Origin of the sequence: Sphingomonas sp. YR710 (genome assembly GCF_900101455.1) — a bacterium.
GTDB lineage: Bacteria > Pseudomonadota > Alphaproteobacteria > Sphingomonadales > Sphingomonadaceae > Rhizorhabdus.
The window spans coordinates 151,055-163,035 of record NZ_FMZJ01000003.1; the positions used below are offsets into that span (position 1 = coordinate 151,055).

Annotated in this window: 14 protein-coding genes; 7 read left to right on the forward strand and 7 right to left on the reverse strand. The window is 63.2% G+C overall.

The features are described 5' to 3' along the window. Positions 1-8: 8 nt before the first annotated feature. Complete coding sequence (locus BLS13_RS05350) at positions 9-461, reverse strand: DUF1465 family protein (RefSeq protein WP_093450397.1); 453 nt, start codon at positions 459-461, stop codon at positions 9-11. 80 nt (positions 462-541) lie between these two features. Further along, on the reverse strand, positions 542-940 hold the full coding sequence (gene hisI / locus BLS13_RS05355) for a phosphoribosyl-AMP cyclohydrolase (protein WP_093450398.1): 399 nt from the start codon (positions 938-940) through the stop codon (positions 542-544). A gap of 133 nt (positions 941-1,073) precedes the next feature. On the opposite strand from hisI, the gene purF reads away from it, so the two are divergent. From purF to BLS13_RS05375, 4 genes are read left to right on the forward strand one after another with little or no spacing between them, the layout of a single operon-like run. After that, a complete protein-coding gene (purF, locus tag BLS13_RS05360; RefSeq protein ID WP_093450400.1) occupies positions 1,074-2,534 on the forward strand; it encodes an amidophosphoribosyltransferase in 1,461 nt (486 codons plus the stop codon). Between the two features lie 24 nt (positions 2,535-2,558). Further along, positions 2,559-3,269, forward strand: coding sequence for an SDR family NAD(P)-dependent oxidoreductase (locus BLS13_RS05365; RefSeq protein WP_093450401.1), 711 nt, complete (start codon positions 2,559-2,561; stop codon positions 3,267-3,269). Positions 3,270-3,316: 47 nt separating this feature from the next. After that, positions 3,317-4,186, forward strand: coding sequence for a DMT family transporter (locus BLS13_RS05370; RefSeq protein ID WP_371128183.1), 870 nt, complete (start codon positions 3,317-3,319; stop codon positions 4,184-4,186). Then, positions 4,173-4,844, forward strand: coding sequence for a polyamine aminopropyltransferase (locus BLS13_RS05375; protein WP_093450404.1), 672 nt, complete (start codon positions 4,173-4,175; stop codon positions 4,842-4,844). The genes BLS13_RS05370 and BLS13_RS05375 overlap by 14 nt, the downstream gene beginning before the upstream one ends. A gap of 74 nt (positions 4,845-4,918) precedes the next feature. Here BLS13_RS05375 and BLS13_RS05380 read toward each other — a convergent pair whose 3' ends face one another. From BLS13_RS05380 to BLS13_RS05395, 4 genes are all read right to left on the reverse strand, one after another. Beyond that, positions 4,919-6,193 (reverse strand): SAM-dependent methyltransferase, encoded by a 1,275-nt coding sequence (locus tag BLS13_RS05380; protein ID WP_093450405.1) that lies wholly within the window; start codon positions 6,191-6,193, stop codon positions 4,919-4,921. A 107-nt stretch (positions 6,194-6,300) separates the two neighbouring features. Next, the gene (locus tag BLS13_RS05385; RefSeq protein WP_093450407.1) at positions 6,301-7,665 is read right to left on the reverse strand and encodes a cryptochrome/photolyase family protein; all 1,365 of its coding nucleotides are present in this window, start codon (positions 7,663-7,665) and stop codon (positions 6,301-6,303) included. A 12-nt stretch (positions 7,666-7,677) separates the two neighbouring features. Further along, positions 7,678-8,097 carry a hypothetical protein gene (locus BLS13_RS05390; RefSeq protein ID WP_143011874.1) on the reverse strand — a complete coding sequence of 140 codons (420 nt, stop codon included), beginning with the start codon at positions 8,095-8,097 and terminating at the stop codon, positions 7,678-7,680. A 58-nt stretch (positions 8,098-8,155) separates the two neighbouring features. Further along, positions 8,156-9,064 (reverse strand): histone deacetylase family protein, encoded by a 909-nt coding sequence (locus BLS13_RS05395; protein WP_093450410.1) that lies wholly within the window; start codon positions 9,062-9,064, stop codon positions 8,156-8,158. A 38-nt stretch (positions 9,065-9,102) separates the two neighbouring features. On the opposite strand from BLS13_RS05395, the gene BLS13_RS05400 reads away from it, so the two are divergent. The 3 genes from BLS13_RS05400 (at position 9,103) to BLS13_RS05410 (ending at position 11,054) form a co-directional block, all read left to right on the forward strand. Further along, on the forward strand, positions 9,103-10,053 hold the full coding sequence (locus BLS13_RS05400) for an alpha/beta hydrolase (protein ID WP_093450411.1): 951 nt from the start codon (positions 9,103-9,105) through the stop codon (positions 10,051-10,053). Further along, positions 10,050-10,535 (forward strand): RNA pyrophosphohydrolase, encoded by a 486-nt coding sequence (locus tag BLS13_RS05405; protein ID WP_093450413.1) that lies wholly within the window; start codon positions 10,050-10,052, stop codon positions 10,533-10,535. The genes BLS13_RS05400 and BLS13_RS05405 overlap by 4 nt, the downstream gene beginning before the upstream one ends. Before the next feature lie 225 nt (positions 10,536-10,760). Continuing rightward, complete coding sequence (locus BLS13_RS05410) at positions 10,761-11,054, forward strand: hypothetical protein (RefSeq protein ID WP_093450414.1); 294 nt, start codon at positions 10,761-10,763, stop codon at positions 11,052-11,054. 125 nt (positions 11,055-11,179) lie between these two features. On the opposite strand, the gene BLS13_RS05415 is transcribed toward BLS13_RS05410, so the two are convergent. Continuing rightward, entirely contained in the window at positions 11,180-11,947 is a 768-nt protein-coding gene (locus BLS13_RS05415) for a response regulator (protein ID WP_218123233.1), read from the reverse strand. Positions 11,948-11,981: the final 34 nt, after the last annotated feature.

The following is an 11,981-nucleotide window of genomic DNA, read 5'->3' on the forward strand; positions in this document are numbered from 1 at the left end:
CGGCGGTGCTAAAACGCCTGTTCGAGCCGGTTGAGCAGGCCCAGCGCGGGGCTTTGCGGCATGTCGGCGATCTCCTCGCCGTCCAGTCGGGCCACGCGGGCGCACAGATCCCGGCTCGCCTCGATGATCGCGATCGCCGCCAGCGGCATCCCTTCCAGCGAGGCGGCCTGCGCCTCGAGGCCCGCCCATTGCTCGGCCGGGGTGGGATCGGCAGTGGCTATCTGCCCGGCATCGATCGCGCGCTGGGTGAGCAGCCACGACAGGACATGCATCAATCGCGTCGTCACCCGGAGCGATTCGCATGACAGAACTACCCGCTTGAGCGGGCTCAGTGCCTCGCGGTCGGCGAGTCCGCCCTGATCGAAATAGGATCGGGCCTCGTCGGCCAGCACCATCGCCTCGGTGTAGAGCGAGTCGATCAATCGTCCGCGTAGCGGAACATTTTTTGCCACATCGTCCATGATCGGCACGATGACACAGCCGCTCCCTCGCGAAAATGGTAATTGAGGGTTAACCTACGGGCGAAACCGATAATTGAGTCCTAATGGTCGTGGTTAACGCCGCAGATACCGCTCGATCCATCATCCCGAACCAGCGCCCCGCCCTCAATCCGCCGGTAGAAGCAGCTCGCCTCGCCCGTGTGGCAGGCGGGCCCGGCCGGCTCGCACCGCAGCCAGATCGCGTCCTGATCGCAGTCGATCCGCATCTCGATCACGCGCATCACATGGCCGCTGGTCTCGCCCTTTTTCCAAAGGCGGCCCCGCGAACGCGAGAAGAACGTGGCCTCCCCGCTCGCGATCGTCGCCGCGATTGCTTCTTCATTCATATGCGCGACCATCAGCAGATCACCGGTCGCATGATCGGTGACGACCCCGGTGACGAGGCCGTTGGCATCAAATTTCGGCAGCAATTGGCTGCCCTGTTCGCGATCCTGATCCATAACGCCGGATTGCGCGAAACCATAGCGGGAGGCAAGCAGGCAACCATGTGACAAAGATGTGAAATGTTGGGGGGCGACAAAGCCGATACCTCACCCTATATGCCCCCCATCAGCCACCGCGATAGGATTCGCGATGCTCACAACGCATCCGTTCGACGACGACAAGCTGCGCGAAGAGTGCGGCATTTTTGGCATATGGGGCGCCGAAACAGCAGCAGCGATGGTTGCTCTGGGTCTCCATGCGCTACAGCACCGCGGCCAGGAAGCGGCCGGCATCACGAGTTGGGATGGCCAAGCCTTCCACACTCATCGGGCTATGGGCCATGTCGCCGGCAATTTCGACCGCGACGACGTGATCCGTGGCCTGCCCGGCCATGTCGCCTGCGGCCATGTCCGTTACTCGACGACCGGCGAAACCGCGCTACGCAACGTCCAGCCGCTCTTTGCCGAACTGTCCTCGGGCGGCTTCGCGATCTCGCATAACGGCAATATTTCGAACGCGATGAAGCTGCGGCGCGAACTGGTGCGCGGCGGATCGATCTTCCAGTCGACCAGCGATACCGAGACGATCATCCATCTCGTGGCGATGTCCAAATATCGCACCCTGCTCGATCGCTTCATCGATGCGCTCAAGCAGGTCGAGGGCGCTTATTCGCTGGTGTGCATGACGCCGGAAGGCATGATCGCCTGCCGCGATCCGCTCGGCATCCGCCCGCTGGTCCTCGGCCGCATCGGCGAAGCCTATATCTTCGCCTCCGAAACCGTAGCGCTCGACGTGATCGGCGCCACTTTCATCCGCCAGGTCGATCCGGGCGAGCTGGTGATCGTATCGGAGAGCGGCCTGCGTTCGATCCGGCCATTCGCCGATGTGCGGCCGCGCCCGTGCATCTTCGAGCATGTCTATTTCTCGCGCCCCGATTCGATCGTCGATGGATCGTCGGTCTATTCGGTCCGCAAGGCGATCGGTGCGCAGCTCGCGATCGAAAGCGGCGTCGAAGCCGATCTGGTCGTGCCCGTGCCCGATTCGGGCACACCGGCGGCGATCGGCTATGCCCAGCAATCGGGGATTCCGTTCGAGCTCGGCATCATCCGGTCGCATTATGTCGGCCGCACCTTCATCTCGCCCGGCGATCAGGTCCGCCATCTCGGCGTCAAGCTGAAGCACAATGCCAATCGCGCGCTGATCGACGGCCAGCGGGTGGTGCTGATCGACGATTCGATCGTGCGCGGTACCACCAGCGTCAAGATCTTGCAGATGCTGCGCGATGCCGGCGCCGCCGAGGTCCACCTCCGTATCGCCAGTCCGCCGACCCGGCACAGCTGCTTCTACGGCGTCGACACGCCCGAGCGCGCCAAGCTGCTGGCGGCGCAGATGAATATCGCGGAGATGTCCAAGTTCATCGGCGCGGACAGCCTGGCCTTCGTGTCGATCAACGGCATGTACAAGGCGTTGGGCGAACCCGATCGCGATGCCCGGCAACCGCGTTATTGCGACGCCTGCTTCACCGGCGACTATCCGACCCACCTCACCGATCAGGAAGAGCTGATCCCCACCGACCAGCTCGCCCTCCATGGCGAGCGCGTGGTCGCCTGATCCACGCCCCAGCGAGGCTTTTCGATGACCTTATCTCTTTCCGGCAAGCTGGCGCTCGTCACCGGTGCGTCGCGCGGTATTGGCGCGGCCACGGCCGAGGCTCTGGGCAAGGCCGGCGCCCACGTGATCCTCACGGCGCGGACGGCGGGCGGGCTCGAAGAAGTCGAGGAGCGGATTCATGCCGCCGGCGGCAGCGCGACGATCGCACCGATGGATCTTGCCGAGAATGACAGCATTGCGAGGCTCGCGACCGCGATATCCGGGCGCTGGGACGCGCTCGATATCCTCGTGCTCAACGCCGCAATGCTCGGCACGCTCGCGCCGGTGCCGGCATGGGACAGCAAGGAATTTGCCTCGCTGCTGACCTTGAACGTGATGGCGCAGCAGCAATTGATCGCGATGTTCGATCCGATGCTCCGCGCCTCGGCCGATGCGAAAGTGATCGCCATTACCTCGTCAGTCGGGGCCAAGCCGCGGCCCTATTGGGGTGCCTATGGCGCGTCGAAGGCCGCGCTCGACATGCTGCTGCTGGTCTATGGTGAGGAAGTCGCCAGGATCAGCAACATCCGCACTGCGATCGTCGATCCGGGCGCGACCGCGACAAAGATGCGGGCGAAGGCCTTTCCCGGCGAGGACGAATCCACGCTGAAGTCGCCGTCGGTGGTGGCCGACGCGATTCTCAACCTCATCAGCCAGGATTTCCCGACCGGCCACCGCATCCGCGTCGCGGGATGACCGCGCCCTCGCGGCGCGCGCTTCGCCTCACCCGGCAGGAGCTGTCTTTGCTCCTGATCACCGTCTTCTGGGGTGGCACCTTCCTGATCGTCCATTTGGCGATGGCCGTGAGCGGCCCGCTATTCTTCGTGGGGCTGCGATTCGGCTGCGCGGCGATCGTGACGGGCGCCCTCGCCTGGCCGGTGATGTGCGGCCTGACCCGGCTGGAGCTCAAGTCGGGTATCCTGATCGGTCTCACCATCTATCTCGGCTATGCGCTGCAGACCTGGGGGCTACAGACGATCCTCAGCAGCAAATCGGCTTTCATCACTTCGCTCTACGTGCCGATCGTACCGCTGCTGCAATGGCTTGTGCTGCGCCGGATGCCATCGGTGATGGCATGGACCGGCGTTGGGCTGGCGTTCATCGGCATGCTGCTGATGTCCGATCCGGGTGATGCCGTCGCGGGTGGCCTCGGGCTCGGGGAATGGCTGACGGTGATCAGCACGGTCGCGATCGCCGCGGAAATATTGCTGATCGGCGGCTATGCCGATCAGGTCGATGCCCGGCGGGTGACGGTGATCCAGGTGGGGGTTGCCAGCCTGATGTCCTTCGCGACGATGCCGCTCGCGGGCGAGGCCTTGCCGCCCTTCTCCTGGCACCTTCTGCTCGCTGGTGTCGGGCTCGGTATCGCCAGCGCGGTGATTCAGCTTACGATGAACTGGGCACAGAAGCAGATTTCCCCCACCCGCGCCTCGGTCATCTATGCCGCCGAGCCGGTCTGGGCCGGGATCATCGGCCGGATGGCAGGCGAACATCTGCCGCCACTGGCACTGCTCGGCGGCGCATCGATCGTGCTGGGCGTGGTGGTCAGCGAACTCAAACCGAAGCGCGGTCGGGCGCGTATCGATATCGGAGCCGTCAATGATCCCGCGTGAACTGATCGATACGGCGCAAATTCCCGGCGGCGGCGAGTTGCGCCTCGTCCGGCACGGTGCCGATTACATGATCGTGCTCGATCGCAACGAATTGATGAGCAGCCGGATGAGCGGTTCGGAAGAAGCGCTTGCCACCCTCACCTGCGCACGCCTGCGCGACCGCAAGACCCCGCATCTGCTGATCGGCGGCTATGGCATGGGTTTCACGCTGCGCGCCGCGCTCGCGGTACTCGGCAACGATGCCAAGCTCACCGTCGCCGAACTCGTACCCGAAATCATCGCATGGGCGCGCGGGCCGATGATGGATCTTGCCGCCGGCTGCCTCGACGATCCACGGGTGCGGCTGATCGAAGGCGATGTCACCCCGCTGATCGGCACAAGCTTCGGCACGTTCGATGCGATCCTGCTCGATGTCGATAATGGCCCGGACGGTTTGGTCCGTCGCGGTAACAACCAGCTATATTCGATGCGCGGACTGGCCGCAGCCAGGGCAGCGCTCACGCCCGGCGGCGTGCTCGCGATCTGGTCCGCGGCCCCGGACAAGGCGTTCACCCAGCGGCTGACCGATGCGGGATTCTCGATCGAGGAAATTTCGGTGCGCGCGCGCCAAAACGGCAAGGGACCGCAGCATGTGATCTGGCTGGCGACGAAACGGTAGGCACTGTGTCAGCCCTCCCAGTTCGTCATTCCCGTGAAGGCTGGAACCTATAACCTCCGAGCCAAAAGGCCCGCCTAAACCTTCACCAGCGTCACCTGCGCGACGTCGATACCGCCGCCAGCAAACCCGCCCTCGCAATACATCAGGTAAAACCGCCACAGCTTGACGAACTCCGGATCGAAGCCTTTTGGCAGTTCGTCCGCGGCGATCGCCGCGTCGAATGTCTGCCGCCAGCGCTTGAGCGTCTCCGAATAATGCAGGCCGAAGCCCACCCGGTTTTCCCAGCGCAGCCCCGCCTTCTCTGCTGCCGCGCGAAAACGGCTTTCGGAGATCAGCATGCCGCCGGGGAAGATATAGGTCTGGATGAAATCCGCGTCGGTGCGATAGCTTTCGAACACCGCGTCGTCGATCTCGATATATTGGATCGCCGCTTTGCCGCCCGGCTTCAGCGCGCGTGCGATGGCCTCCATATAGGTCGGCCAATATTTCTCGCCGACGGCCTCGACCATCTCGACGCTGGCGACGGCATCATATTTGCCCGGAACGTCGCGATAATCACAGATCTCGAAGCGGGCGCGGCTCGCAAGTCCCGCCTTGGCGATACGATCGTCGGCCCAAGCCTTCTGCTCGACCGATAGTGTAATCCCGGTAATATCCGCCTGATATTCGGCCGCCGCCACCTCGGCGAGGCCACCCCAGCCGCAGCCAATTTCGAGCACTTTCGATCCCGGCTTGAGGTCAAGCCGGTCGAGCAATGCCGTGATCTTGCGGTGCTGCGCCGATTCGAGGGTTTCGGCGTCCGAAATCGGCTCCGCGAACAAGGCCGACGAGTAACTCATCGTCTTGTCGAGCCAGGTTTCGTAGAAATCGTTGCCCAGATCGTAATGGAACGAGATGTTCTTGCGCGAATTGGCGCGGCTGTTGCGGCGGAATGCATGCCAGATCAGGTTGAAGAACCGCAGCGGCCCCTGCGCGCGGCCCAGCTCGCCCAATGGATGGCGGTTGCGCATGAACAGATCGAAGATCGGCACCGGATCGGGGCTCGTCCATTCGCCTTCGGCCCAGCTCCGGTACCAGCCGACCGATCCGGTCGTCACCAGCCGCACGAGCGGTCGCCAGCTCTTGAGCTCGACGATCGCCACCGGCCCCGGATTGCGGCCGCCGAGGACACGGTAGCTGCCATCGGGCAAAGTCGCCTCGATCGCGCCTTCCTCGAGGCCTTGATCGATCGTATCGAGCAGGCGCTGGAATCCTGGTGCGAGCAGGCGCGCCATCCAGCTCGATCCCGTCGCGAAACGCTTGTCGGCCCTGATGAGATGTCGTCCACGAGGTTGCGGCTGGGCATTCATCAAAGGCTGTCCTGTCCCTGTTCGTTACGGCGCGAGCAACGCCTCTATATTGGCCTATACGGCACGCAAAGACGGTTTGTTGCAAGCCTGAGACAAAGTTTTCCCGATCAATTTCCGGCAATTGCCGCCAGCGCCCGCGCGCGCGCCTCGCGATGCCCGATCAAAGGCGCAGGATAGCCCGCGATAGCCATGCCAGCCTCATGGGGATCGTGGATCGCATCGCCCTCCACCTGCGCCAGTTCGGGCACCCAACGTCGGATATAATCGCCCGCGTCGAATTTGCGCGACTGGAGCAGAGGCGCCATGATCCTGCCGAACGGATTGGAATCGATACCGGTGCCGGCGACCCACTGCCAGTTGACGGCGTTGCTGCCATAATCGGCATCGAGCAACGTATCCCAGAACCAGCGCTCTCCGCGCCGCCAGTCGATCAACAGATGCTTGATCAGGAAGGAGGCAGCGATCATCCGCACGCGATTGTGCATCACACCGGTGGCCCAAAGTTCGCGCATGCCGGCATCGACGATCGGGTAACCAGTCCGGCCCTTGGTCCATGCACGGAAATCGCGTTCCGCCGCCGGGCCGGTCCGCCAGGCGAATCGATCATAACTGTCGCGGCCATTCTCGCCGCCGTAGCCGGGCAGAATATCGACCACGTTGGCAGCGAAGTCGCGCCAGCCGACCTGCCGCAGCCATGGCTCGGCCCCTGCCCGCGCCACCTTGGCCGCATGGTGCCAAACGGTCGCAGGCGAGATTTCACCGAAATGGAGGTGCGGCGAGAGGCCCGAGGTGCCATCGATCGCCGGCAGGTTGCGATCCGCATCATAAGCGGCGAGTTTCGGCAAGAAGTTCTTCAACCGGGCGCGGGCCCCCGCCTCACCGGGCGTCCATATATCGAAGCCCGTCGACCAGTCTGGGCTGGTGGGTAGCAGGCCTAAATCGGCTAACTCGTCGGCCGCGATCCGGATATGTGGAGCATCGATCCGCTCGGGCGCGCGCAACGGCAGCGCTGGCGGCATCTGCTCTTTCAGTGCACGCCAATACGGCGTGAAAATCCGATATCGCCCGCCCGTGCCCGTCAGCACCCGAGCGGGTGGCACGAGGCGACCGCCGTCATGAAGCTGCAGATCGGTCCGCTTCGCGAGCGCAGCCTCCGCGCGCTGCCACCATGGTTCATAATGACGGATGGCGTGGATGCGGGCAGCACCGATCGTGCTGGCCAGTTCGCATAAAACGTCAACGGCATCGCCCTGGCGCAGGATGAGGCGCCCCCCCTTGGCGGAGATCTCTGCCGCCAGGATCGAAAGGCTGTGATGCAGCCACCAGCGTTGCGCGCCGCCCGTCGCCCATCGGCCCGGCGCGCCATCGTCAAGGACATAGACGCCGACCCACGGGCCTTCCGATGTGGCCGCCGCCACCGCTCGCTGATCGGCAAGCCGCAGATCCTGCCGAAACCAGACGATCGACGTCATTACTGAATGTCCTCAGCGCGTCGGCATCGACCCAGGCTTGGCAACCGGCACTTTCTGCGCGTTCAGCAAATTCTGGAGCATGATCGCGCGATCCGCCTCGGGAAGCGCCCGCAGCAGGACCAGTAGGCGATCATCGGCGCGGACGCGCGCCTCAGCCGTGAGCGCCTCTTCCTTGCGCAGCAGCGCCTCCAGCCGGTCAATATCGACGGGCGGCGTAACGATCATCTGCGCGCGTTCGGTGCGAAGCGCGACGAGATCGCTGGTAATCTGGGCCGTTCGGGAATCCGGCGTGCTGTACATCTTTGCTGCAATCGCCCGGCCCTCATCGGACATGGGAATCCGCTTCGCGCTTTCGACAAGCTGTACGGGCGGGGCCTTGGTCGTCACGGCGGGGGACGCGACGGCAGCGACCAACATCAAAGTCAGGATCACGATCACACACTCCAAATTTTCCGCACCTTGGTACCCCGCCTCTCCGAAGCTGACAAAGCTATTCGCCGCACGCCATGAACGCCTCGTGCAAGGCCAGCATCGAACGGACATGGCGCCGCGCGACCGCCATGCGATCGTCGCCATACCCCCCGCCCAGCGCGCTCGCGATCGAAAGACCGCGCTGCCGCGCCGCATGCATGACGAAGCGGTCGCGCGCCGCCAGCCCGGCGTCACTGAGCGCCAGCCGGCCGAGCCGATCCTCGGCGTGCGGATCGACTCCCGCCTGATAGAGGATCAGATCGGGGCCGAACATATCGATCGCCTGCGGAAGATGCCGGGCCAGTGCCGCCAGATAGTCCTCGTCACCGGTATCGTCGGACAGGCCGAGATCGAAGGAAGATCGCGCCTTTCGCACCGGAAAATTCTTCTCGGCATGGATCGAGAAAGTGAAGACATCTGCCCTGCCCGCCATCAATGCTGCGGTGCCATCGCCCTGATGGACGTCAAGATCGACGATCATCACCCGCTTCGCGTCGCCCTCTGCGATCAGCCGGTTGGCGGCGATCGCCAGATCGTTGAAGACGCAATAACCGGCACCGCTATCTGCCAGCGCGTGATGGCTCCCTCCGGCACTGTTGGCGGCAAAGCCATGCTGGAGCGCCAGCCGGGCCGCCAGCCAGGTGCCCCCCGGTGCCAGAAAGGCGCGACGCGATACCCGTTCGGTGACCGGGAAACCGATCCGGCGCTCCTTGTCGGCGGGAACCGCGCAACTCGCCACCTGTTCGACATAGAGCGGATCGTGGACAGCCTCGATCCACGCGCGCACCATGGGATCAGGCAAATGGATCTGATGCGGCACCGCATGTTCGGCAAAGGCCTGCATCACCAGCCCATATTTATCGAACGAGAAGCTGCTGCCAGGCGCCGCCGGCGAAACGTAATATGGATGATGTACGATGTGCAGCACCTTGCCACGCTAACCGAATTTCTGGATGGAAGGCAGCGATGACCGAAGAATTTATCCGCCCTGATGTGCGCGCCTTCCTCGACTATGTCTATTCGCGCCCGGGGCCGCGGACCTGGGAGGTTGACGCACCGACCGCGCGAGTGATGTCGCAGAAGATGCGTGCCTTTGCCGATGTCGAAAGCGCGACGATCGCCTGCCGCCGCGATCTCGTGATTCCTGCGCCCGACGGCCGGACGATTGCCGCGCGCTTCTACGATGCCCGCGAGGCGCGCGATGCCGGTCCGCTGATCGTCTATATTCACGGGGGCGGTTTCGTCTTCGGCGATCTCGACATCTATGATGCCGCCTGTGCCGATATCGCGATTGCGATGGATTTACCCTTGTTGTCGATCGACTATCGGCTTGCGCCCGAGCATCCGTGGCCGGCGGCGCCCGACGATTGCGAGGCGGCGACGCGCTGGATCGCAGATCAGGGCGTGCTGTTCGACCGGCGTTTCGACTCGATGGTATTGGCCGGCGACAGCGCGGGCGGCACGCTGACGATCGTCACCGCCATGGCGCTGCGCGATCAGGGCGCCGCGCTGCCATTGATCGCGATCTGGCCGATCTATCCGGCGGTTGATCTGCGCCGCCGTTATCCGTCGACCGAGCGCCTCGGCGAAGGCTATATGCTCGACCTTAACACGCTGCGCTGGTTCAACGAGGCGTATAACCCGGATTTCAGCGATTGGCGCGCCTCGCCACGCGCGGGCAGCCAGACGGGGATGCCGCCTTGCCTGGTAGTGACGGCCTCACTCGATCCATTGCTCGATCAGGGCCGGGCTTTTGCGATGTCGTGCATCGAAGCCGGCATCCCGACGGTCTATCGCGAGGCAAAGGGCACGATCCACGGCTGGCTAACCTTGCGCAAAGCCATTCCGTCAGGCGAGGCCGATCTCGCCGGCTGCACGACTGCACTTCGGACCATCATCGCAGAATATCGGCCATGACCCAGGATCTTCCCTATCGCCCCGCGGCCGCGGTGATGCTGCTGAACGACCGGAACAAGGTCTTCGTGGCGCAGCGGATCGATACCGCGCTCGACGCGTGGCAGATGCCACAGGGCGGACTCGACCCGGATGAGGAACCGCTGACCGGCGCGCTGCGCGAGCTGGAGGAAGAAACCGGGATTCCCCCGCATCTCGTAGAAATCCTTGGAAAGGCAAGCCGCGAATTGTTGTACGAGTTGCCGCCGGAACTGGTCGGGAAATTGTGGAAGGGCCGATATCGCGGCCAGCGACAGCATTGGTATGCCGCGCGCTTCCTGGGGAGCGATGAGGACGTAAACCTCGAGACCAAGCATCCGGAATTCAACGCCTGGCGTTGGGTCGATGCCGACGAGCTGGTCTCATTGATCGTCCCCTTCAAACGCGAACTCTATGCGGCGGTGGTGGAGGAATTTGCGCACATCCTCGCCGCCGATCCACGTTGAAATGTAAAAAGCACACTTCCCTCTCGTCCACGCGGAGAGATCGATTCTGTGCCATAAGCAGGTAGTTTCCGGCTTCCTTGACGACGATCGCGGCGCCCTGCTCCGACGGCCCCCACCGGGCAATATAGGGTTCATGTTGGCGGCGTTACATATCTCCAATGATCCGGCGCCTCATAGTAGCGGTGACCGGATATCCGTAACGGGCTATGCTCGGAGATGTAGTTTATGCTTAACAACCAAAGAAAACGGGTGGCGCAAGTCACCACTATCGGATTCTCCCCGCTATATTCGGACGGAATCGTCAGTTTCGGGGCGGTTGTCGATGGTAGCGCGAAGAAAATCCTGGTTACCGCAGATCTTCTGGAGGAGCACGCACTGCGCCGCCCGATGAGCGCGCCGGAGCTCGAGGCATATACGCTCGCGCATCGAGATCTCCTGCTTCGCGCAGCACAGGCGCTTTCCGCAGCGACGCCACACATCGATTCGATCGTCATAGACCGAATCGAGCAACTCGTCTGATATTGCCAGGATATTGAAAATAAAGCCGGATAGATCTCGAGACTGCTTGAGGTTCGTGAAGGCCATGCCCACCGTGGCGTGTGGATGCACCCGCAACTGTTGACAGGCGTGCCGCCCGCCTCCGGCTATCCCATGCTTACCTTCGGGACGAACATATAGCCTTCGTTCCGCACGGTGCGGATCAGAGCGCCGCTACCTTCGGCCGGACCAAGCTTGCGGCGCAGGCGGCTGATCTGGACATCGATGGTCCGGTCATAATGATCGCTGTCGGCACCACGCGCATAATCGAGCAATTGATCGCGGGTCAGCACGCGCCGCGGTCGCTCCACGAAGGCCCTCAAAAGGCGGAACTCGCCGTCAGACAGGCTGATGACGATATCATCGGGATCATGGAGTAACCGTGATACCAGATCGAGTCGCCAGCCCGCAAAACGCAGCATCGTATCGCCGCTGCCATCGGCCGGCTCCGCAGCGGCTGGCCGTGCGCTTCCTTCCTCCACTGGCGCCCGGCGACGCAGCACGGTACGGATACGCGCCAGAAGCTCACGCGGATTGCACGGCTTTGGCAGATAATCCTCGGCTCCCAGTTCGAGCCCGATGATACGATCCACGTCGGTGCCTACCGCCGAAAGCATGATGATGGGCGGGCCACCCTCCCGATCCATGCGGCGAAGCACGCTCAAACCGTCTTCGCCCGGCATCATCACATCGAGTACAATCAGATCATAGGCAGATTGTTCAAGCAGAATGCGCATCTTCGCCGCATTCTCGGCTGTGTCGACATGATAGCCATGCCGTTCGAGAAAGCCCGAAATCAACGTCCGGATGCCCGGATCGTCATCGACGACAAGGATATGTGTCTGATGGTCCACGACGGGAATAATGGCGTTCATTCGGACCATTTGCCAGCCCGATGATGCAGGCAGA

Coding starts and splice junctions, on each gene's coding strand:
- BLS13_RS05375 (WP_093450404.1), top strand. CDS start 4,173: ATGATCCCGCGTGAACTGATCGATACGGCGCAAATTCCCGGCGGCGGC.
- BLS13_RS05350 (WP_093450397.1), bottom strand. CDS start 461: ATGGACGATGTGGCAAAAAATGTTCCGCTACGCGGACGATTGATCGAC.
- BLS13_RS05400 (WP_093450411.1), top strand. CDS start 9,103: ATGACCGAAGAATTTATCCGCCCTGATGTGCGCGCCTTCCTCGACTAT.
- BLS13_RS05410 (WP_093450414.1), top strand. CDS start 10,761: ATGCTTAACAACCAAAGAAAACGGGTGGCGCAAGTCACCACTATCGGA.
- BLS13_RS05385 (WP_093450407.1), bottom strand. CDS start 7,665: ATGACGTCGATCGTCTGGTTTCGGCAGGATCTGCGGCTTGCCGATCAG.
- BLS13_RS05415 (WP_218123233.1), bottom strand. CDS start 11,947: ATGAACGCCATTATTCCCGTCGTGGACCATCAGACACATATCCTTGTC.
- BLS13_RS05380 (WP_093450405.1), bottom strand. CDS start 6,193: ATGAATGCCCAGCCGCAACCTCGTGGACGACATCTCATCAGGGCCGAC.
- hisI (WP_093450398.1), bottom strand. CDS start 940: ATGGATCAGGATCGCGAACAGGGCAGCCAATTGCTGCCGAAATTTGAT.
- BLS13_RS05405 (WP_093450413.1), top strand. CDS start 10,050: ATGACCCAGGATCTTCCCTATCGCCCCGCGGCCGCGGTGATGCTGCTG.
- purF (WP_093450400.1), top strand. CDS start 1,074: ATGCTCACAACGCATCCGTTCGACGACGACAAGCTGCGCGAAGAGTGC.
- BLS13_RS05365 (WP_093450401.1), top strand. CDS start 2,559: ATGACCTTATCTCTTTCCGGCAAGCTGGCGCTCGTCACCGGTGCGTCG.